Source organism: Hymenobacter artigasi (assembly GCF_012275535.1).
GTDB lineage: Bacteria > Bacteroidota > Bacteroidia > Cytophagales > Hymenobacteraceae > Hymenobacter > Hymenobacter artigasi.
In genome coordinates, this window is the sequence record NZ_JAAVTK010000002.1 from 457,925 (window position 1) to 479,413 (window position 21,489).

14 protein-coding genes and 1 pseudogene are annotated in these 21,489 nt (G+C 61.2%); 4 read left to right on the forward strand and 11 right to left on the reverse strand.

Features of this window, described 5'->3' with window-relative positions; all coding sequences use genetic code 11:
- Positions 1-20: 20 nt before the first annotated feature.
- The gene (locus HBN54_RS05495) at positions 21-902 is read right to left on the reverse strand and encodes a murein L,D-transpeptidase catalytic domain family protein (RefSeq protein WP_168672151.1); all 882 of its coding nucleotides are present in this window, start codon (positions 900-902) and stop codon (positions 21-23) included.
- Positions 903-1,432: 530 nt separating this feature from the next.
- On the opposite strand from HBN54_RS05495, the pseudogene HBN54_RS24105 reads away from it, so the two are divergent.
- Together HBN54_RS24105 and HBN54_RS24110 are read left to right on the forward strand one after the other, a co-directional pair.
- Positions 1,433-2,368 (forward strand): annotated as a pseudogene (locus HBN54_RS24105) (alpha-amylase family glycosyl hydrolase); the annotation flags it as partial.
- Positions 2,369-3,313: 945 nt separating this feature from the next.
- Positions 3,314-3,616: a T9SS type A sorting domain-containing protein gene (locus HBN54_RS24110; protein WP_382213398.1), complete on the forward strand. Its 303-nt coding sequence runs from the start codon at positions 3,314-3,316 to the stop codon at positions 3,614-3,616.
- 202 nt (positions 3,617-3,818) lie between these two features.
- Here HBN54_RS24110 and HBN54_RS05505 read toward each other — a convergent pair whose 3' ends face one another.
- From HBN54_RS05505 to HBN54_RS05530, 6 genes are all read right to left on the reverse strand, one after another.
- Positions 3,819-6,143 (reverse strand): TonB-dependent receptor, encoded by a 2,325-nt coding sequence (locus HBN54_RS05505; protein WP_168672153.1) that lies wholly within the window; start codon positions 6,141-6,143, stop codon positions 3,819-3,821.
- Positions 6,144-6,229: 86 nt separating this feature from the next.
- On the reverse strand, positions 6,230-6,469 hold the full coding sequence (locus tag HBN54_RS05510) for a hypothetical protein (protein WP_168672154.1): 240 nt from the start codon (positions 6,467-6,469) through the stop codon (positions 6,230-6,232).
- A 146-nt stretch (positions 6,470-6,615) separates the two neighbouring features.
- Positions 6,616-7,005 carry a hypothetical protein gene (locus tag HBN54_RS05515; RefSeq protein ID WP_168672155.1) on the reverse strand — a complete coding sequence of 130 codons (390 nt, stop codon included), beginning with the start codon at positions 7,003-7,005 and terminating at the stop codon, positions 6,616-6,618.
- A 71-nt stretch (positions 7,006-7,076) separates the two neighbouring features.
- Complete coding sequence (locus HBN54_RS05520) at positions 7,077-7,748, reverse strand: HupE/UreJ family protein (protein WP_168672156.1); 672 nt, start codon at positions 7,746-7,748, stop codon at positions 7,077-7,079.
- Positions 7,749-7,865: 117 nt separating this feature from the next.
- On the reverse strand, positions 7,866-9,200 hold the full coding sequence (locus HBN54_RS05525; protein ID WP_168672157.1) for a tetratricopeptide repeat protein: 1,335 nt from the start codon (positions 9,198-9,200) through the stop codon (positions 7,866-7,868).
- A gap of 117 nt (positions 9,201-9,317) precedes the next feature.
- Complete coding sequence (locus HBN54_RS05530) at positions 9,318-11,489, reverse strand: DUF4331 family protein (RefSeq protein ID WP_168672158.1); 2,172 nt, start codon at positions 11,487-11,489, stop codon at positions 9,318-9,320.
- Between the two features lie 329 nt (positions 11,490-11,818).
- Between HBN54_RS05530 and hscA the strand changes: the two genes are divergently transcribed.
- Entirely contained in the window at positions 11,819-13,690 is a 1,872-nt protein-coding gene (gene hscA, locus HBN54_RS05535; protein ID WP_168672159.1) for a Fe-S protein assembly chaperone HscA, read from the forward strand.
- Positions 13,691-13,762: 72 nt separating this feature from the next.
- Positions 13,763-14,935, forward strand: a complete 1,173-nt coding sequence (locus tag HBN54_RS05540) for an anhydro-N-acetylmuramic acid kinase (protein WP_317170172.1) — start codon at positions 13,763-13,765, stop codon at positions 14,933-14,935.
- 46 nt (positions 14,936-14,981) lie between these two features.
- Here the strand turns inward: HBN54_RS05540 and HBN54_RS05545 are convergent, their stop codons facing one another.
- The 4 genes from HBN54_RS05545 to eno all read right to left on the reverse strand — a co-directional run bounded on the left by HBN54_RS05545 (position 14,982) and on the right by eno (position 21,387).
- The gene (locus tag HBN54_RS05545; protein ID WP_168672160.1) at positions 14,982-15,482 is read right to left on the reverse strand and encodes a hypothetical protein; all 501 of its coding nucleotides are present in this window, start codon (positions 15,480-15,482) and stop codon (positions 14,982-14,984) included.
- Between the two features lie 119 nt (positions 15,483-15,601).
- The gene (locus HBN54_RS05550; RefSeq protein ID WP_168672161.1) at positions 15,602-19,612 is read right to left on the reverse strand and encodes a CARDB domain-containing protein; all 4,011 of its coding nucleotides are present in this window, start codon (positions 19,610-19,612) and stop codon (positions 15,602-15,604) included.
- 110 nt (positions 19,613-19,722) lie between these two features.
- The gene (locus tag HBN54_RS05555) at positions 19,723-20,040 is read right to left on the reverse strand and encodes an FtsB family cell division protein (protein ID WP_168672162.1); all 318 of its coding nucleotides are present in this window, start codon (positions 20,038-20,040) and stop codon (positions 19,723-19,725) included.
- A gap of 75 nt (positions 20,041-20,115) precedes the next feature.
- Positions 20,116-21,387 carry a phosphopyruvate hydratase gene (gene eno, locus HBN54_RS05560; RefSeq protein WP_168672163.1) on the reverse strand — a complete coding sequence of 424 codons (1,272 nt, stop codon included), beginning with the start codon at positions 21,385-21,387 and terminating at the stop codon, positions 20,116-20,118.
- Between the last annotated feature and the right edge of the window lie 102 nt (positions 21,388-21,489).

Sequence of the window (21,489 nt, forward strand, 5' to 3'; positions counted from 1 at the left end):
CTTCTCCAGGTGCGGCCCGGCTAGCGCCAGCCGCGCTGCAAAAACCGGCGGCCGGCGGCCGGCCCATCCAGCCAGCGCGAGGCCAGACCGGGGCCGCTCACCAGCAGCATACTGCCCACCCGCAGCGTGGCAATAATGGCTTTGAACTGCTCGGGTGGCAGGGCAGGGCAGCCCCGGCTATAGCCCAGGTGGCCATATTGGCGCACGTATTGCGGGCTGACGTAATCGGCGGCGTGCAGCACCACATACCGGTCAAAGGCATTGGCGTTTTGGTTTTTATCCAATCCTTCAATGCGGCGCGAGTAGCCGTGAATGCCGTCGTAGGTACCGGCCGTGCGGTAGAAGCCCAGCGAAGTGCAGGCCGACGACTCCTGGTTGGAGAAGCGGCGGGCGCGCAGGTGGCCCGAGCCTTCGCCGTGCGCCACCAGGCTGCGGTGCAGCACTTTCGCTTCCTGCAGGTCGATGACCCAGAGGCGTTCGGCGGTGTTGGGCAGGTCCATATCGGCCACGGCCAGCAGGCCGGCGCGCTCGATTCGGCCGGTAGGGTGCAGCGTGAGGTAGCCCACGCAGGCCTGCTCCAGCACTTCGGGGCGCAGCGTGGCGGCGGCGGGGCCAAGGGCGGCATGCAGCTGCTCGATTGCCTGGCGCAGGGTATCGGGCACGGCGGCCAGCGCGGGCACCGGGGTCAGGCGCAGCGAATCGGGGACCGGGGCGGCCCCCGCTGGCAAAGCGGCCGATGTGAGGGCAGCGGCAGTAGAAACGAGCTTTTTGGCGGGCGTTTGCGCCTCCTCGGCGCGCAGCTGGCAACCGGCGGTGAGCAGCGTGACTGCCAGGCAACCAGTGATGTGCGCCTTACCGGCGGACGCTGTGACAAATTCCCATACTCCTCTCAACCTAACCATGGGCCAAAACTACGGCACGCGGCTGCAGCAACCACTCGCCAACCGACACTTTTACTAAAACGAACCAAGCTGGAGCCGGTGCGAAACCATTGCCCAAAGCACCATGCCAGCGCTTAGCCCGAAGCCTGATGAACAATAAATGTTGTTTTAGCACAATTATTTAAAAAATGCAATCGAATGCACAAATAATATTTTGTCATTGCAAGGCCATCCGAACCATTTCTTCTACCTTGATACCCCAATCAGCAACAAAATATCCCCTTTTGCTTTGCGGCTGACTGCTAAGCCACGCTTCTTTTTTTCTTTACAAAACCCAATTCCCACACATGCTGCACTTTTCCCCTCATTTTTCGTTCCGCAAACGATTCCGGTTTACGCTGGCCCTGGCTTTGGCCTTGCTGGGGGCCGGCAACCAGTCGGCCCACGCCCAAAAAGTAGTCATGCAGGGCTTCTGGTGGGATTTCTGGAATTCGAACTACCCCAACGGCTGGGCCAACTACCTCGCCGACCTGGCCCCGCGCCTCAAAACCATGGGCGTGGATGCTATCTGGATTCCGCCAACCATCAAAAACGCCAACCAGGGCAACGGCTACTCCCCCTTCGACAACTACGACCTGGGCGATAAGTGGCAAAAAGGCTTCCTGGCCACCCGCATGGGCACCAAGGACGAGCTGCTGCGCGCCGTAGCCGTGCTGCACGCCAATGGCGTAGAAGTAATTCAGGACCTGGTGCTGAACCACAACGACGGGGCAGGTTCCTCGACCGGTGCGGGCGGGCAGGACCCCGCCGCCTGGGAAGACGGCAGCACCAGCAAGTACAAGAACTTCCGCTACGTGAGCTACGCCAAGCCCGTGACCGACGAGAGCGCCGCTGACTACTATAGCCGCTCGGGCCGCTTCGCCAAAAACTGGCAGAACTTCAACCCCAACCCGGGCAACAACTCGACCTCGGGCGACTGGAACGCTACCTACTTCGGGCCGGACATCAGCTACTACCCCGGCTCGAACGGCCAAAGCTCCAACGCCACCACCTACAACCCCGTGCAGGCCAGCGACTACATGCGCACCGGCAACCGCAACTGGCTGATTTGGTACAAGAAGCAAGTGGGCTTCGATGGCGTACGAATGGACGCGGTGAAGCATTTCCCCGACTTCGCTTCGGAAGACTTCCTGTATAATATGCAGAGCAACGCCGGCTGGGCCAGCGGCGGGGCCACCATGTACGCCGTGGGCGAATGGGTAGGCTCGTCGAGCCAGATGGACGGCTGGGTGGCCAACGTGAACAACCGCTCGGGCACCTTCGATTTCTCGTTGCGCAACGGCCTGTACAACGTTGTGAGCCAGGGCGGCAGCTTCGACATCGGTACGCTGCCCAGCTACCAGCAGGGCACGCGGGTGGTGAACATCAACGGGACGTTTGTGCACCGCACGGTGCCCTTCGTGAACAATCACGACACGATGCGGCCCCAGGTAGACGCCAACGGCAACTACACCGGCTGGAATACCGGCTCGGAGCTGGCCCCGCACATCGACCCGTTTGACCCGCGCCTCTCGGCCGTGTATGCTGCCGCGCTGGCCATGGATGGCTCGCCGATGCTCTTTTTTGAGGACGTCTTCAACGTGGGCAACACCAGCAAGCGCTACGTGCACAGCCCCAAAAGCACCGTGGACCTGCCCACCCGCGACGACCTCGTGAACCTGGTGTGGTGCCACCAGAACCTGCACTTCAAGGACGGCGCGTATAAAGTGCGCTACCAGGCCGCCGACCACCTCGTGATTGAGCGCAGCACGAAGGCCATCATCGGCATCAACGACAACTTCACCACCTGGCAGAACAACACGGTGAGTTGCGATTTCGCGCCCGGTACCGTGCTGAAAGACTATTCCGGGGCCAACGGCACTGCTACCGTCACGGTGAGCGGCTCGCAGACCGTGGCCATCAACACCCCGCCGTGCAACGGCACGGCCGCCAGCGGCCGCCGGGGCTACTCGGTGTGGGCCCCCACCAATGCCGTGACCGGCTACACCCGCCCGGCCCTGACCACCACCCAGGAGTGGGAGCTGGCCAACGACCTCGGCGACTCCGACAGCCGCAGCCTGATGCAGGGCGGCGCGCTGCCAGCCGCCTCCACGGCCTACCGCACGGCCGGCCGCATTTATGTGGCCGCCAACAAAGGCGTTACCTACACCCTTTTCCCCGTCGATGCCACGCGCAGCCTCACGGTGGCCGTGCTGAACAGCGCCGGCACCGTGGTGAGCAGCCAGACCGGCACCGGCACCCTCACGGGCACCTACACGCCTACCACCGAGGGCTGGTACACGCTGAAAGCCAAAAACGCCAGCACCGCCAACCCCAGCCAGGGTGCCTTCGTGAAGGCCACCTACACCGCCCCCACCGTGGTAACCGGCGCCATGACCGGCCGCCGCGATGCCGCCGTGCTGGCCAACACTAAGGAAGCACCCGCCGCCGAGGTACTGGTGTACCCCAACCCCACCGCCGCCGACCGCATCGACGTGGTGATTACCGCCAACCGCGAGCAGGCCGCCACCGTGCAGCTGCACGACCTCACGGGCCGCCTGGTGCACCAGGAAACCGTGCGCCTCTACAACGGCACAAACGAGCTGCGCCTCGGCGTGAAAAAGACGCTGCCGGCCGGCATTTACCAGCTGAGCGTGCCCGAGTTTCATGTGAGCCAGAAGGTGGCGGTGCAGTAAGGCCTGGCGTCACCTCACCCCCCGGCCCCTGCCGGGCACGGCCCCTCTCCCGCGGAGAGGGGGAGCCTGACAATTTTCAAACGAAAAAGGGAGCCTGCGCTATGCAGGTTCCCTTTTTCGTGTAGAACAATTCGCCCGGAGCATTACCGGTGTCCCCTCTCCGCGGGAGAGGGGGTCAGGGGGTGAGGTGACCCGCCTGGGGCTAGAAAAACACGCTCACGTTCAGCTTCGCATAAAATGGCGTGCCGGGCGTGAAGTGCAACTCATCGACGCCTTCGAGGGGTTCCCTTTTGGGCGTGTTAATCAGGCGGGTTTGGGTGGCGAACTGGGCTTGGTTCCATTCCACGTTCAGCAGGTTTTCGGCCGAAGCCCCGATCTGGAAGCGGGGCGTGGTGTAAGCCAGCACAGCATCGAGCAGGAAGTAGCCTTTGGCGCGGATGCTGCCGTCGTCATTAGCCGGGCGCGAGTCGATGTGGCGATAGCGCAGGCTGCCGCTCAGGCCTTTCGGGGCTTTGTAGGTGAGGCCGCCGGTGCTGGTGAAGGTGGGCGCAAGCGGAATATAGTTGGCCTTTTCGGGCGCGTCGAGCTGGCGGCCGTGGTTGTAGTTGAAGTCGCCATCGAGGAACAACCGGCTGCCCAGCTGGTAGCGCACCGACAAATCGAGGCCGTAGCGCTGGGTGGGGCCGGTGCTTTCCACCACGGCGTCATCGCCCACGTACACCAGCTCATCCTGCAAATGCAGGCTCCAGAGGGCGGCATTCACCACCAGACTGGGCAGCGGCTTAAACGTGCTGCCGATTTCGGAACCGATGGCGCGGGGCAGCACATTGGCATTCACGCCCTGAATCACGCCCCGCGCATCATTGGAGTGGAAGCCGAAGCCTGAGCGGGCAAACAGCTGCACGGCCGGCGACAGCTGGTAGTAGAGGTTGAGCTTGGGCGACACGCGGGCCCGGGCCACGCGGCCCGCCAGCGGCGCGGGTAGGCCGGTGCCCTCATCAGTCCGCCGGCCCCGGAAATCGAAGGCAAAAAAGTCGGCCCGCACCGCCGCGTTCACCGTGAGGCGGTCGGTCAGGGTCAGGGTTTCATCGAGGTACACGTTGATGTTCTGCTCAAACAGCCGGCCCGTGCTGATGGTATCGAGCGTTTCGCGCCGCACGGTATGGCGCAGGCCCAGGGTCGAGAAGTCGTTGCGGGTGCCCACGCCCAGCGTGCTGTGCAGCGAGCGGGCTCCGAGTTGGTCGTCGCGCTCATACGTGGCCGTGTAGCCGAACAGGTTCCGGTTGTCGGTCTGGTTAATTTCGTCGCCGTTTATCGAGTCGTGCAGGAAGAAAGTGAAGTTGGAAAACAGGCTGAAATCGTACTTCGAATAGTAGGCCTGCTGGCGCAGCACCGCATCGTGCGGCAGTGCGGTGGTGAGCACCACGCTGGCGTTGGTGCGGCTGGTGCGGCCGCCCTCGGTGGGGTCGATGCTGCCGTAGCGCGAGATAATGCCCTGCTCGATGCCGCGCTCCGGAATCTGCCCGCTGGCGTCCCAGTTCGAAGCAAAGTGCGAGCCCAGCACCGTAAGCGCCGTTTTGTCGGAGAGCTGGCCGGTGTATTTGGCCATGCCATTGAAGCGCTTGAAGTGCTGCGGCTGGTCGAAATACGAGTTGGTGAAGTTGTACTCGGCCGCCACGTAGGCGCTTTCGGGGCGCTTGCTGAGCAGGTGGTGGTCCGGCCCCAGCAGGTCCAGCATCACCAGCGCCCGGCGGGTGGCAAACTGGCCCACTTCGAGCTTCACCTGGCTATGCTCCAGCCGGGTTTTGGTGCTGAACTCGCCCGCGCCGGCCGTGGCAAAATCGCCGAATCGGGCCGTATACGGCCCCTTGTACACCTTCAATTGCTCTACCGTTTCGGGAATTACGAAGTGGAAATCGGCGTAGCCCTGGCCGTGGGCGTGGCTCACCATGTTCACCGGCAGCCCGTCCACGCTCACCGCGAAATCGGTGCCGTGGTCGCAATCGAAGCCGCGCAGGAAAATCTGCTCGGCCTTGCCCCCGCCCGCGTGCTGCGCAATAAACAGGCCCGGCACGAGGCGCAACAAGTCCTGCGCCGAGTTCACGGGCCGCAGCAGCTGGTCGATATGCGAGATGGCGGCCAGGCTCTGGTTGGGGTCGCGGGGTTGGCTCACGGTCACCTCGGCCAGGCTAAGCGTGGTGGTGGCCACGCGCACGTTGAGGCGCTGGGTTTCGCCGGCTTTCAGCAGCACGGGCACGGCCTGGGAGCGGTAGCCGAGGGCCCCCACCCGCAACGTGTAGGTGGCGGGCTTGAGGTCGCTCAGCCGGAAGTTGCCCAGCGCATCGGTGGCCGTGCTGCCGGGCTGGCCTTGCAGGCCCACGCTCACGCCCGCCAGCGGCTGGCCCGAGAGTGAGTCGGCCACGGTGCCGCGCAGCGTGGCGGTGCCCTGCGCCTGCGCCGAACAGGTCAATAAAAACAGCCCGAGAACAAGCCCCCAGGCCGATAAAGCAGTAAGAAATTGTTTCATCTAGTCGGAAATCAAGGCGGCGGGCAGGCGGCACCGAAGCACCGCCCACCAGCAGCTCGTTTGAATAAAAGGGAAGAATAGGCCGACTAGAAATTGGCCTTGCTCATGCAGTTGGCGCGGCACTGCGCCCGGTGCTGGGCCTGCTGCCGCGCCAGGTGGCCGCGCTGCTGGTCGCGTAGGGCCGTCTCACTGATGGCTGGCAGTGTCCGGCTGTTGCCCGCATCGAACAACGAGCTGGCAATGCGACCCGCCGAGGGCAGCTGCACGCGGGAGATAACACCCGTAGCGCCCGCTACGGGTTGGAAAGAATTGGCCCGGAAAATCATGGGATGAGGAGTTGAACGCGCCCGGGCACAGTAGCCCAGCAGGCAGCGTCGGATTATTGGATAAGAAGAAGCGGCACGACCAGCTAATGGCAGCCGTGCCCAGTGGCAACAGCTGGAATCGAACCCAACCGCAGCCACAACTCAACTTATCCCCGCCGGGGCGGCAACTCAATCCGGCCCCGATAGCCCACCGGCACGACCGACTCGCGAGCCATCTGCCGGACCACGGCAGCACTAAAAACCGGCCGGGCAAACACCACCCGCGTTTCCGCCAGGCAATGCGTATCCAAGCCTTTGAAGGAGCTGAGCAGCTGCTGCAAAGGCAGACGCTCGCCGTTTTTCTGCACCGTGTACTGCACGCCGTTGCAATCATCGAAACAGCCCAGACGCAGGGTGTGGCGCAGTTGGCAGTCGTGGCTGTGCACGTAGGCAAAGGGCCGGTCAATCACCCGCGCCGGGCGCTCCACGAGGCCCGCTCCCACTACCAGCAGGTAGTTGAGCAGCAGCAGCAGCGTGAGGTACGGGCGAAGGGCCATGAGTGCGGGGTGGGCTTGCGCTATCTACGGCGAAAAGGCCCGGCAAGGGTGTACGAATTTCGATTTATTATTCAGGCAAAAAACACCCGTTCTACGGTCCAGTAAGCCGCTATCAGGCCGATAACCACCGACACCGGAATCACAACCCGCTGCTTGTACCAGCTCTTATCGGCCGCCCAGCGCCCCACCAGCGCCCAGCACAGCAATATCACCGATACCTGGCCCAGCTCAACCCCCACGTTGAAGGAAATGAGCGAGCCGAAATAGTCTTTCTGCGGCAGCCCCAGCCCCGTGAGGGCGCTGGCGAAGCCCATGCCGTGCACCAGCCCAAAGCCGAACACAATCACCAGCCGCCACGGGTTAAGCTTATCGGTAATGATGTTCTCGATGGCCACAAACAGGATGGACAGCGCGATAATCGGTTCAATAACCGACGACGGTGGCTGAATAAACCCATACATGGCCAGCCCCAGCGTGATGGAATGCGCCACCGTAAACGCCGTGGCCTGCATGAGCACCGGCTTCAGGCGCGGCTCCAGAATGTAGAGGCTGATGATGAACAGAATGTGGTCGAACCCCAGCGGAATGATGTGCGTGAAGCCCAGCTGCAGGTAAGTCCAGAAAATCTCGGTGCGCGAGAGCTTGCTCAGGTCCGTGTTGAGGACGTGCGCGGCGGCCGGCACTGCCAGCAGCACCAGCAGCGGCAAAAACCGCAGGCTTCGCAACGGACGGAAGAGACTCATAGGTAATAGGAAAACATAAGAACGTCATGCCGAGCGCAGCGAAGCATCTTTACCGCAGCAGTTACTGAATTGCGTCGCGCAGTAAAGATGCTTCGCTACGCTCTGCATGACGGTTCACTACCGCGCAGCCAGCGCCAACATTTTCTTGCCTTCCGCTTCTACTTCAGGATTGAGGTAAGGCGCAGTTTTCAGCGAGTTCTCAATCAACGCCTGGCCCTCTGCCGTCTTACCCATCTTACTCAGAATGAGTCCGGCACGGCCCAGCAGCACCGGGTTTTTCGAGCCCGTGCGGCGGGCTACCTGCATGTACTTTTGGGCTTCGGCGTATTGCCCGCGCTTGTAGAGCACCCAAGCCATGGTTTCGTTCACGTCGATGTTGTCGGGGCGGCGGGCGTACTCTATTTTGGCGTGCTCCAGTGCCTTGTCCAGCTCATTGGTTTTGAGGTAGGCGTAAGCCAGCTCGCGGTCGGCGTAGTGGCCCATCTCCTCATTGCTGTCGGCCTCCTTGGCGGCATTGGCCAGCATATCGATGGACTCCTTCGCCATTTTATCAGCCTCATCTGGCTGGCCGTTCTGGCGGTACAGGTCGGTCAGCTCATCGGCAAAAGCATAGTCCTTCACCGTGATACGGGCCTCCTGATAAAGCTTGATGGCGCGCGGGTAATCCTTGCGCGCCGCCGCCATACGGCCCAGGCCAGCCAGCGCATACGCGTAGCCGGGGCGGGCCGCCAGGGCCATGAGGTAGTAGCCCCGGGCACGGGCCGTGTCGCCGCTCACTTCGTGGAGGTGGCCGAGGGCCACGCGGGTCCACTCGGTTTGCTCCAGGCCAATATAGCCAGCTTTGGCGGCCATGTCCATGGCCTGAATGGCCCCGGGCACGTCGCCGTAAATCTCGCGCAGGTAGCTTACCCGAGCGTAGGCCGGTAGGTCGGGGCGCACCTGGTTCATCTTGTCGGCCATTTTAATGGCTTCCTCATAGTGGCCCATTTCCACGTTGGCGTCGGTCAGCAGGCCATACACGAAGCCGCTGTTGGGGTTGAGCTTCTGGGCCTGCTCGGCAATGCCGAGGCCCTGGGCGAAGTGGTGCTGCGTGAGGCAGAGCGAGGCTTTGCAGCACAGGGCCTCAAAGTTTTCGGGCTCGGCGGCCAGCACCTGCTCCAGCAAGTTCATGGCGGCTCCGTCGTAATATGGGTGGTCGCCGGTCACGCGGCCCTCCTGCATGTAGGCCTGGGCCAGCAGCAGGCGGCTTTTCTGGTCCTTGGGGTTGGTGCGCAGCTTGGCCAGCAGGCCCTCAATGGCCGCCTTAGTGTTCAGCCATTCGTTGCCGACCGACAAGCTCCCGCGCCGGTCTTTCAACTCCGGCGTGCGAACCTCCGGCTTTTTAAAGAAGAAAATGGCGGCCGCCATTACGCCAAAAACAACTAATAGACTGGGGTATAAGTACTTTTTCAAGACAGAGAAAGATGACAGAGTGGAGGAGTAGCAGTAAAAATAACGCCTAAAAAAGAGCCGCCGCCAGTCCAGACCAGGACCAAACGACGGCTCTTTTCAATTAGCTTCTAGTGCCGATTACTGGCGCTCGATGCGTACCGATTGTACCACGGTGCTGCCGTTGTACAGCGTGGCGATGTACTGGCCGGGGGCCACATCGCGGCCGGGCGTCCAGTTCAGCTCATTGGCACCAGCACCGAAGGACTTGTCCTTGGCAATGGTAGCCACCTTGCGGCCGGTCACGTCGCTGATAACAACGCTCATCGTGCCTTTGGTAGGCAGTTCAAAGCGCAGCGTGGTGCGGTCGGCGAAAGGATTGGGATAAGCCTGAGCCACGGTCAGGTTAGGCGACAGGCCAAGGCCCGAAGCACGCTGAGCCAGAGCTATGCGCTGAGCATTGGTACCGCTCCAGGGCGTCTGCGAGTACGGGAACGCAGCTTTGAACGTCGTATCGTTGGCAGTTACGCCAGCGTTGAAGTTCAGCACGTTGCCCAACTGTGGGGTAACGGGGTTGGCAGCGCCAGCAGCGTAGTCGTCGTACCACAGGCCGATGGCGGCCAGTACCACACCACCCACGGCTTGCAGTTCGATGCGGGTCACGTCATCCTCGAGGCGACGACCGTTGGGGAAGCCATCCATGTTGGGGATGTTCTGCACAGCCGTGCTGCCGTTGTAGGTCGTGTTCGTCAGGCCCAGTACAGCAGCGGCCAGCAGGCCTTCCGAGCTAAAGTTAGCCGAGTTACGAGCCGTAGGCGGTACGGCCATGTTCAGGCGCAGCATGTCGCCACCGGGGTTGCTTGCCGAACCACCCACCAACAGGAAGTTGTTGATGAAAGGCTTGCCAGCGGCCAGCGGGTTGCCGTTTTTGCCGGTTGCCAACTGGTAAGGAGGGTAATTGGGTACACCAGTATGGAAAATCGGCAGGATATCGACTGAGCGCGGCTTGCCAGCACGCAGCAAGTACGCACCATAAGGAGCAGGACCAGTAGTGGCCAGCGCCGTGCCGTTCAGGGCAGCATTGCCAGCCAGGCCACTCAGACCAGCGGCTCCATTACGGAAGTCGAAGCCAGCAGCGGGCAAACCAGCGGTGCCGGCCAGCGACTTGCTCTGGATGCGCAGCGGGCCCAAGCCCGGTACAGCCTCACCGTAGTAAGTCTGGCCGGCAGGCTTAGGAGCAGTAGTAGCCGAAGGGTTGTTATCGGCCATGTAAAGGCCCAGTTCCGGGTTCGACAGGTAGTCGTCCGTAGCGGCAACCTCAGCGTAAGGCGTGCCGGCGTTCCAGGCATCCTTAGCTCCGATGGGGTTGATAACTTCGTTCAGCAAAGGCATACCAATGCGCGATACCTGCACATAGTTGCCCGATACTGTAGATGCAGCACCTGTGGCCGAAAGCACCCGGGTAGCGGGACGGCTGGCCGAAGCCCACACACCGATGATGTAGTTGGAATCGAGAATATTGGTTGCGCTGGTCAAGGCAGCAGTGCCCGTTTTGGCCAGTACCGTTACCGGGATTTGCAGTGCAATAGCGTGGGTGTTCTTACGAGCGAGGCCGTCGCGGGCTGCGCCGGGGGCACGAATACCGCCCAAGTCGAAGATGCCGCCCAAGTCAGCAAAGAACGGGTCGTCGGTAGCGCCGCAGAAGATTTTGGTACCGTCCGGCAGCGTCATGATGGCGTTGTTCATCAACGTAGCATACGTGGCCGCCTGGTTCAAGCCAGCGGCACCATTGATGGAGCGCGGGCCGATGTTGGGGGGAGGTACAATGCCCGTACCCACGGTTACGTTGGTGAAAGCACCACCGCCTACGCTCTTCTCGACGATGTAAGTCGTTTTCAGGTTCTGCATACCCAGACGGATATTGAAGAACGTGCTGGGGTCCTGGTTGGCCCGGGTGAACGTGAAACGGTACGTGATGTCGTCGCCAGCCGTAGCCGAGTTGTTTTTCACGTGAATTTCGTAACGGATGTTCTCGCCGAACGTGTTGTAGTTAGGTCCGCCCTGGGGCAGCTCCAACGGAATGTAGTTGGCAATGATGGTCACGCTGGCGGCACCGTCGTTGTTAGGCGAATCGGGGCTACGGAAAGCGTATAGGTCGGTGTTGTCAGCCAACGGGTCGTCGGCGATAAGGGGAGCTTCGCGGTGGCTGGAGGCTTCCAGCGTGTTGTGCTGGCTGCTTAGGGCCACCACACCTCCTGCCGCGGTTGCGAGCAGAGCAGCCTGGAACAGAGGACGAGTAAGTAAATTTTTCATAAAAAACTTTTGGGAAATGGGTTGGGGTGAGGTGTAAGGAAACCTGAAATGAATTGTAAGCTGGACTGTACAACCATCAAAACCTCATGTCATGTGGCCTTTTCGAGCTTGGCTGCACAGTTGTACTTTCTCTACGTTCGGATGTGCAACTTCGGTTTTGATTTTTCTAATAATAGTTCAATAAGATTTTGGCAAGTCCCGTTCATCTGCTTTCAGGCCCTTTATCATCCCACAGGAAGGCGGGCTTTACCCCGTACTTTTGCAACGCGCTTTTCGGCGCCTTTTATTTTCATTTTTCGGGTTGCCGGTAGTGGTAGCCCCTCGTTTATATGGCTACAGTATCAATCAATCTGGCCACCGGCAGCTTTCAGCAGGAAGAAATCATTGTCGGCATCGACCTGGGCACCACCAATAGCCTTGTGGCCTACGTGCACCCCGAGAGCCGCCAGCCCGCTGCCATCAACGATTTGGGCCGGGGCACTATCGTGCCATCGGTGGTACACTTCCCCGCCGATGGGGCCGACCCCATCATCGGGGCTGCGGCGCGTGAGTACCTCCTCACCGACCCGCAGCGCACCATCTACTCCGTGAAGCGCCTGCTGGGCAAAAGCTACCGCGACCTGGGCCAGCACGCCAGCCAGCTCGGCTACAAGGTCATCGACGACAACTCCGAAGGCCTGGTAAAAATCCGGGTCGATGACCGGTTCTTCTCCCCCATCGAGCTGTCGGCCGATATCCTGCGGGAGCTGCGGGCCCGCGCCGAGCACGCCCTCAAAACCCCGGTAAACCGCGCCGTTATCACCGTGCCGGCTTATTTCAACGACTCGCAGCGCCAGGCCACGCGCGACGCGGGCCGCCTGGCTGGCCTCGAAGTGCTGCGCATTGTGAACGAGCCCACGGCGGCGGCCCTGGCCTACGGCATCGGCCTCGACCCCGACGAGGAGAAAACCGTGGCCGTGTACGACCTCGGCGGCGGCACCTTCGACATCAGCATTCTGCGCATTCAGCAGGGCATTTTTGAGGTACTGAGCACCAACGGCGACACCTACCTCGGGGGCGACGACCTGGACCGCGCCGTGGTGGACCATTGGACGGCCACCTTTGGCCTTTCGGAGGCCTTCCACACCAACCCGCACCTGCAGCAGCAGCTACGCCTGGCCGCCGAGATAGCCAAGAAATACCTCAGCCAGCACGACGATTTCACGACCCACCTCACCAATGAGGCCGGCCAGAACATTCCCGTCACGCTCACCCGCACGCAATTCGATGCGCTGATTCGCCCGCTGGTGGACCGCACCATTGCCGCCTGCCGCCAGGCCCTGGCCGATGCCAAGCTCGAAACCAAGCTGGATGCCGTCCTGCTGGTGGGCGGCTCCACCCGCGTGCCGCTGGTGTACGACGCCGTTTCGGAGTTCTTCGGCCAGCCGGCCAACAACTCGTTGAATCCGGATGAAGTAGTGGCGCTGGGTGCGGCCATTCAGGCCGATATCTTGGCCGGCAACCGGCGCGACGTGCTGCTGCTCGATGTAACGCCGCTCACGCTGGGCATTGAAACGCTGGGCGGCCTGCTGGACCCGATTATCCCGCGCAACTCGAAAATCCCGACCAAGGCCGGCCGCCAGTACACCACCAGCGTGGATGGGCAGGTGAATCTGAAAATTGCCGTGTACCAGGGCGAGCGCGACCTCGTGAGCCAGAACCGCAAGCTGGGCGAATTCACCCTGACCGGCATCCCGGCCATGCCCGCCGGCCTGCCCAAGGTCGATGTGAACTTCCTGCTGAACGCCGACGGCATTCTGCAAGTGGAAGCCATCGAGCTACGTTCCAACACACGCCAGCAGGTGGAAATAAAGCCCCAGTACGGCCTCACCGATGAGCAGGTGGAGCAGATGCTGATGGACTCGCTGGTGAACGCCAAAGACGACGTAGCGGCGCGCCTGCTCATCGAGGCCCGCACCGCCGCCGAGCAGCTGTTGTACCAGGTAAATAACTTCACCCGCAAAAACCGCCAGCACCTCACCGAAACCGAGCTGACTGCCACCGAAGCGCAGGTGGCCACCGTGCAGGCGGCGCTGGCTGGCACTGAGCGCGACCCCATTCTAAAAGCCATGGACGAGCTCGATGAACTAACCCGCCCTTATGCCGAGCGGGTGATGAACATTTCCATTCAGCAAGCCATGGCGGGCAAGAAAATCGGCTAGCTCCCGGCCAATCGGCACAACAGGGCACAAACCGCTTTTTATACCCTCGCAAAAGTTCTCAAAGGCCTACCCGTGAATCCCTACCTCGCTCGCCTTGTGGCCGTAGCCCAGCAGCCCGGCCGCCGCATCATCGGCCTGATGTCGGGCACTTCGCTCGATGGGCTGGACGTAGCCCTGTGCCATTGCGAAGGCCACGGTGCGGGCCTGCAGACCACGCTGGAGCACTTTGCGACCCTGCCCTATTCTGCGGAATTCCAGCAACGGCTGCGGGCCATCTCGCAGCCCACGGTGGCGTTGCAGGACGTGGCCATCCTGAACGCTGAGGTGGCCCGGCAGCACGCGGAAATGGTGCTGGTCTGCCTGCAATCGTGGCATGTGGCGGCGGCCGAAGTCGACCTCATTGCCAGCCACGGCCAAACCATCTGGCACGCGCCGCGCCACCAGCATCAGCAGGCCGATTTCCCGTACCATGCCACACTGCAAATCGGCGATGGCGACCACCTGGCGGCGCTCACCGGCATTATCACCGTGGCCGATTTCCGGCAGAAACACGTCGCCCACGGCTTGGAGGGGGCCCCACTGGCCGGCTATGCCGACCAGCTGCTGTTTGCTTCGCCCACCGAAAACCGCTTGCTGCTCAACCTGGGCGGCATTGCCAACTTCACCTACCTGCCGGCCCAGCCCGCCGCCGGCCCGCCCCTCACCACCGATACCGGCCCCGGCAATACCCTGCTCGATGCCGTGACGCGGCAGCATTTCCCGGGCCGCGAATATGACGAAAACGGTGCCATTGCGGCCAGTGGCACCGTTCATCCGGCCCTGCTGCGGGAGCTGCTGAACCATCCGTTCTTCGCCGCGCCACTGCCCAAAACCACCGGCCCCGAGTTGTTCGCCCCCGCCTACCTGCACGAGGCGCAGCTTGTGACCGGCACTTCCACTCTCCCACCCGCCGATGTGCTGGCTACCCTGGTCGAGCTAACGGCTACCGGCGTAGCCACCGCCGTTCAGCAGTGCTTCCCGTCCACCGAACAGCCCGCCGCTACCTGCTACGTAAGCGGCGGCGGCAGCCACAACGGCGCGCTGCTTCAGGCCCTGGAACGGCACCTGCCCGACGCCCGCTTTGCACCCATCGACGCCCTGGGCATCCCCGCCGATGCCAAAGAAGCCGTGCTATTCGCCGTGCTGGCCAACGAAACCATTGCGGGCAACCCCGACATCAGCCTGGGCAAAATATGCCTGCCATAACTGCTTAGATTAGCAAACGCCCGCGCAGTGCCTGAAGCACCAGCTGCTACCGGCCGTGCGGTTTTGTACCGGCTGGCTTCTTTGGCACCGCTACACCGTTGGGGCGCAGACTAAAGCCCAGCACCACCCGCGAGGCCGTGTCCCGAAACGTAACTTCCAGCAGCTCCGAGGGCATTCGCAGGCTCGAATCAGCCGCGAAGGAAAAGCTGTAGAACAGCCGCGAGCTGCCCTTATCGCCCAGCCGCATCCCCAGTTTATAGAGTTCAATAGCCGTACCGCGACCGGGCCGCTGGCCGCTTTTCCAGAGCGGCCGGGCCGCTACCACAAACCTCGGCAGGCTAATCCCCTGCCGCACTTCCGGTGCCAACCGGCCATAAGCCCCTGAATAATTGGCGCGTAGCACCGCCCGCAGGAACTGGCCCGCCGCCTGGCCCTGGCTGGGCCGCCGTGCGCTGTGCTGCGCGACTTTCAAGCCAGTACTGCCCATCCCAACTGCGGTGAGACTCAGCAGCAGCAAGCCTGCGCTGGCAGCGGACAGCCACTGCATTCGGTTGCGGGTTGGGGGTGCTTGCATAGCCAAAAATAAGCGGGGGCGGCTGGCCCGGACCAATGTCCAAGCCGCCGCCCCCGCTCCGGCCCTTGGCAGGGCCGGTTAGCTTGCGCAGGTTATTCGATTACCACACGCCGGGTCACGTTCAGGTTCGGGCCGGTGAGGTGCAGCACATACACGCCGGTGGCCAGGCCACGCGTCGGAATCTCAGCCTGATTGGCGCGGCCGGTACCCAGCTGCAGCTGCTGCGAGCTCACCCGCTGCCCCAGGGCATTGAACAGGTCAACCGAAGCCGTGCAGGTAGCGCCCACCCCGGTCAGTTGCACGCGCAGGGCATTGCCATTGGCCACGGGGTTGGGGGCCACGGCCACGCTGTAGCCAGCCGTTTGCTCACGGGCAGCCAGGCCGGTGGTTACCGTCACGGCCAGCGATGCCAGGTTGTTGGTTTCGTTCGATTCAGCCACCACGTTCAGCGGGTCGGCTATAAACAGCACGTAGTAAGCACCCGGCGTTACGCTGGCTGGCACTGCGGCCACCAGCTGACGGGTGGCGCTCGCGCTGGCCGCCAGGGAAGTGCCGGCGCTACTGCCCAGCAGAATGTCGCTGGCATCCAGCGTCTGGTTGGTAGAGAGGTAGTAACCCACGGCCGAGCTGGCCGCCGAGCCGCCGCCCTGGTTGGCCACGGTGGCACTCAGCGAGAGGTTGCCCCCGGCGGGTACCGACGAAGGCGAAGCACCAATCTGCGTCAGCAGCAGGTCGGGCAGCACCACGGGAGCAGCTACGCAGGTCACGGCAGCATCAAAGCCCGCGTACGTCACGCTGCCATCGCTCGTGAACACCAGCGTCAGGGCACCGGTCGAGTTGGTAGCCATGATGGGCAGCGACGGCATGGCCGTGAGCGTAGCCAGCAGCGGCGACTGGGCATTCGGGCCATCGTAAATCATCAACCGGTCGCAGCAGCCTTCCACCACAAACGAGTTGAACGAAAGCTGGATGCGGCTGTTGGCCGTGCCGGGGTTAATGGTCAGCGTGCCGTTGGCATTGTCCGAGTAGTTGCCAAATCCACCGTGGTCATACACCGTCGTGTTGCAGGTGGTCACGGTATTGCTGCCGCTGTAAGGCACGATAATGCCCGTGAAGGGGCCCGTCACCGTGAACTGGTAATAGCCCACGTTGTTGTTTTCGTTGGTTTCACTCACCACGTTCGTGGGGTCGGCTACGGCCAGCAGGTAGTAGTTGCCGGCGGCAGTACCCGTGGGAACGGTTACGCTGCTGTACGAGGTCGACGACTGATTGGCCCCCAGCTGGCCGCCGGTGGTGGTGCTCATCAGCACGTCGTTGGCATCCAAAGTGGTGTTGCTCGACAGGTAGTAGCCCACGTTGCTGCTCGGCGAGGTAGTGTTGCCCGAGTTAAAAATGTAGGACGTGACCCCAACCGACGTGCCGGGGGCCACCGACGTGAGGTTCATAAATACCTGCGAAATCTGCAGGTCGATGCCCGGGGCCACTACCTGAATGGTGGTGCTGGCCACGTTGTTGTTCTCATTGGTTTCGGCCACCAGGTTGGCCGGGTCGGCCACAAACAGCACGTAGTACGTGCCCGTAGCCGTGCCGGTCGGCACCGTAATATTCGAGTAGATGCTCAAATAGCCGCCGCCGTACAGCGTGGTATTCGGCTGGCTGCCCACCAGTACATCATTCGCGCTGAACACATTGTCCGTCGACAAATAGAAGCTTATGTTAGCCGGGGTAGCGGCGCTATTGCCCAGATTATTGAGGTAGCACGAAGCATTAACGCTGGCCCCCGCCGCCACCGACGTCGGCGACACATACGGATAGGTTACCGACAAATCAACCGTCGGCGTAACCACCTGAATAGTGGTACTGGCTACGTTATTGGTTTCATTGGTTTCCGTCACGGCATTGGCCGGGTCGGCCACAAACAGCACGTAGTAGTAGCCCGCCGCCGTGCCCGTTGGCACGATAGCAGAAGCTGTCCGGTAAGAGTTGGAACCAGCCGCCAGCTGGCCACCAGCCACCGTGTTCAGCAATACATCGTTGGCATCCAGCGTCGAGTTCGTCGACAGGTAGTAACCCACGGTGCTGCTCGGAGCTGCGAGTGTGCCCGTGTTGTAGATGTACGAGCTCAGGGTCAGCGTGCCGCCGGCTCCCACCGTGTAGGGCGAGGCATACACCTGGCTCATTTGCAGGTCGATGCCTGGGGCCGTTACCTGAATAGTGGTGCTGGCCACGTTATTGTTCTCGTTGGTTTCGGCCACCAGGTTGGCCGGGTCGGCCACAAACAGCAGGTAGTACGACCCCGAAGCAGTGCCGGTCGGCACCGTAATGGTCGAGTAGATGCTCAGGTAGCCACCGCCGTACAGCGTGGTGTTTGCCTGGCTGCCCACCAGCACATCATTCGCGCTGAACACGTTGTCCGTCGACAGATAAAAGCCAATGTTAGCCGGGCTGGCTACCGCATTGCCTAGGTTGTTGAGGTAGCACGAAGCATTGGCGCTGGCTCCTGCCGCCACCGTAATGGGCGACACATAAGGGTAAGTTACCGACAGGTCCACCGTCGGCGCAATTACCGTCAGCGGAAGGCTGCTTACGTTGTTGGTCTCGTTGGTTTCCGTCACGGCGTTGGCCGGGTCGGCCACAAACAGCACGTAGTAGCTGCCCGCCGTCGTACCCAACGGCACCGTCAGGTTAGCCGAGCGGTACGACGACAAGTTGGCGGCCAATGCGCCGCCCGTCACGGTCGACAGCAACACGTCGCTGGCATCCAGCGTGGTATTGGTCGAGAGGTAAAAGCCCAGCGTGCTGCTCGTAGCCGTCACGTTGCCTTGGTTAAATACCGATGCCGAGGCCTGCACCGTACCACCTGGCACGGTCGAGCTGTAGTAGAGCGAAGGCTGCTGCACTATCAAATCCACGCCGGGAGGGGCCACCGTAATGGCCACGGAAGCAACGTTGTTGTTCTCATTCGTCTCCGCTACCTGGCCCTGATAATCCGCCACAAACAAAATGTAGTACGTCCCGGGCGTCAGGCCCGTCGGAATGGCCGCCGTGCCGTAGCGCGACGACGAATACGTCGTCGTGAGCGGCCCACCGTACTGCGAAGTCAGCAGAATATCATTGGCATCCAGCGTATTGTTCGTCGAAATATAAAAACCAACGCTGCTGCTGGGTGCAACGGCATTGCCCGTGTTCAGAATGGAGCAGCTCATGGATATCGGCGTGCCCACGGCCGTAGTCGTTGGCGTCACCGAAGGCTGCAGAATGGTCAGGTCAATGCTGGGCGCTACCACTGTCACGTTCACCGAAGCCACGTTATTATTTTCGTTGCTCTCACTCACCTGGTTCAGGTAATCGCCGGCAAACAGGATGTAATAGCTGCCCGGGGCAGTCGTAGCCGGAATGGTAACCGAAGCATAGCGGCTGCTCGACAAGCCCGGATTCAGCGCGTAGCCCGTCGAATTGCCCAGTAGCACGTCGCTGGCATCCAGCGTGGCATCCGTCGAGAAATAATACCCTACGTTGCTGCTGGTAGCCACGCCTGCTCCAATGTTATAGATGGAGCAGCTCAGCGACACCGTGTTGCCGGCCACGGTGCTCAGCGGGCTAACCGAGGCCCCCTGCACGGCCAAATCGGCCAGCGGCACCGTCGTCACGCACGAAATAGCCGCCTCAATGCCGCTCAGGTTGTAGTAATAGTCGCTCTGGAGTACTACCGTCAGGCTGCCCGTGGCGTTGGTGGCATACACCGAAGCCGGGGGCAGGTTGTAGTTGGTATACTCCCCAATGAGCGGGGCCGACGTCGAGCTGCCGTCATAAATCCGCACCACATCGTAGTAAGGGTCAATGTTGAACTGGCTGAATTGCAGCCGGATTTTATTGCCAGCCGTGGCGGGCACCAGCGTAGTGCCCCCCAGCGCATTGGCCGAATAAGGCCCCGACGCCCCGCCATCGTCGTAGAGCGTACCCGTGCAGGTCGTTACAGTGGTAATGCCCGAAACCGGCAAAAGGTAGGTCTGCGCATTTGCCAGCTGGCTCCAGAGCAGCACGGCCACCAATACGCACCAGCGCACAGGTTTCCGGAAAATCGCATTGTAGGGTTGCTTCATGTGAAAAGGATTAAAAATAAAAAGGGAATTAGTAGAAACACCAGCAACGAACAGGCACACAGATTTCAGGCAACAATATTGCTATATCGTTACACGGCCTCAGTTTCCCGCTATTGATTCTCGCTTTGGGGCACCAGCACGAATACGTCCTCACCGGGGCGTTTCATCAGGTATTTCTCCCGCGCAAATTTTTCCAGCAAGGCTGGCGAGCTCATCAGTTCGGCCCGGTCTTTTTTCACCACCTCAATGTTGTCGAGGTAATATTGCTTCTCATTCCGCAGCTCCGTCCACTTCTGGTAGATGTCGAACTGCTTGCCCACGTCGTTGGCATCGAATACCAGCATCCAGACTAAAAAGCCCACGCCGGTCAGAAAATAGAAGCTGCGCACTACCCGAAGTATCGGGCTAATGAAGGAAGGTAGATTCATCGCTATAAAGGTAATACAAACGGCCAATTCCGCTAATGCGAAATTGGCCGTTTGGCATCCTAACTAGGTGATTTCTTACATCTTCTTGCCGGGAAAGTACGCCACCTCACCCAGCTCCTCCTCAATGCGGAGCAGCTGGTTGTACTTCGCCATCCGGTCCGAGCGCGAAGCCGAGCCCGTCTTAATCTGGCCGGTATTCAACGCCACGGCCAAATCGGCGATTGTGCTGTCCTCCGTCTCACCCGAGCGGTGGCTCATGATGCTCTTGTAACCATTGCGACGGCCCAGGTTCACGGCGGCGATGGTTTCCGTCAGCGTACCAATCTGATTCACCTTGATGAGAATGGCATTGGCAATATTCTCGTCGATGCCGCGCTGCAGGCGGTCCACATTGGTCACGAACAGGTCGTCGCCCACCAGCTGGGTCTGCTTGCCCACGCGCTCCGTCAGGCTCTTCCAGCCGCTCCAGTCGTCCTCGTCCATGCCATCTTCCAGGCTGATGATGGGGTATTTCTTCACCCAGTCAGCCCAGTAGTCCACCATCTGGCTCGAAGTCAGCTTGTCGCCGGTGCTCTTCTTGAAGTGGTACACACCATCCTCGTAGAATTCCGACACGGCTGCATCCATGGCAATGAACACGTCCTCGCCGGGACGGTAGCCAGCCGTTTCAATGGCCTGCAACACAATTTTAATAGCGTCCTCGTTCGACTTGATGTTGGGCGCAAAGCCGCCCTCGTCACCCACGTTGGTGCTAAAGCCCTGCTTCTTCAGCACGTCTTTCAGGTGGTGGAAAATCTCCGTACCCCAGCGCAATGCTTCCGAGAACGACGAAGCGCCCGTGGGCATAATCATGAATTCCTGGAAGTCAATCGAGTTGTCGGCGTGCGAGCCGCCGTTCAGGATGTTCATCATCGGCACCGGCAGCGTCGAAGCCCCTACCCCACCAATGTAGCGGTACAGCGGCATGCCCGCGTCCTGCGCCGCAGCACGGGCAGCGGCCAGGCTCACGCCCAGAATGGCATTAGCCCCCAGGTTAGCTTTATTGGGCGTGCCGTCCAGCTCAATCATTATTTTATCGAGCAAGGCTTGCTCATACACCGAGAAGCCCACCAGCTCCTCCGCAATACGCGAATTCACGTTCTCCACGGCTTTCAGCACGCCTTTACCCATGTACATCGACTTATCGTTGTCGCGCATTTCCACCGCCTCGTGTTTGCCGGTGCTGGCACCCGAAGGAACGGCGGCACGGCCTACCACGCCCGAGTCGAGCGTTACGTCAACTTCTACCGTCGGATTACCGCGGGAATCAAAAATCTGGCGAGCGTGAATTTGCGAGATGAAGCTCATAGCAAGTCGTTTTATTAACAGTTAAATATGCTGCAAACGTACGCGAATCAGCCGGCATAAGCACAATTCACCCGGTAAAAGAGCATATCGGAGCCTCCGCAA

Excerpts from the sequence above, each read along its gene's own strand:
- HBN54_RS05495 (WP_168672151.1), bottom strand. The coding sequence starts at position 902 with ATGGTTAGGTTGAGAGGAGTATGGGAATTTGTCACAGCGTCCGCCGGT.
- HBN54_RS24110 (WP_382213398.1), top strand. The coding sequence starts at position 3,314 with ATGACCGGCCGCCGCGATGCCGCCGTGCTGGCCAACACTAAGGAAGCA.
- HBN54_RS05505 (WP_168672153.1), bottom strand. The coding sequence starts at position 6,143 with ATGAAACAATTTCTTACTGCTTTATCGGCCTGGGGGCTTGTTCTCGGG.
- HBN54_RS05510 (WP_168672154.1), bottom strand. The coding sequence starts at position 6,469 with ATGATTTTCCGGGCCAATTCTTTCCAACCCGTAGCGGGCGCTACGGGT.
- HBN54_RS05515 (WP_168672155.1), bottom strand. The coding sequence starts at position 7,005 with ATGGCCCTTCGCCCGTACCTCACGCTGCTGCTGCTGCTCAACTACCTG.
- HBN54_RS05520 (WP_168672156.1), bottom strand. The coding sequence starts at position 7,748 with ATGAGTCTCTTCCGTCCGTTGCGAAGCCTGCGGTTTTTGCCGCTGCTG.
- HBN54_RS05530 (WP_168672158.1), bottom strand. The coding sequence starts at position 11,489 with ATGAAAAATTTACTTACTCGTCCTCTGTTCCAGGCTGCTCTGCTCGCA.
- hscA (WP_168672159.1), top strand. The coding sequence starts at position 11,819 with ATGGCTACAGTATCAATCAATCTGGCCACCGGCAGCTTTCAGCAGGAA.
- HBN54_RS05545 (WP_168672160.1), bottom strand. The coding sequence starts at position 15,482 with ATGCAGTGGCTGTCCGCTGCCAGCGCAGGCTTGCTGCTGCTGAGTCTC.
- HBN54_RS05550 (WP_168672161.1), bottom strand. The coding sequence starts at position 19,612 with ATGAAGCAACCCTACAATGCGATTTTCCGGAAACCTGTGCGCTGGTGC.
- HBN54_RS05555 (WP_168672162.1), bottom strand. The coding sequence starts at position 20,040 with ATGAATCTACCTTCCTTCATTAGCCCGATACTTCGGGTAGTGCGCAGC.
- eno (WP_168672163.1), bottom strand. The coding sequence starts at position 21,387 with ATGAGCTTCATCTCGCAAATTCACGCTCGCCAGATTTTTGATTCCCGC.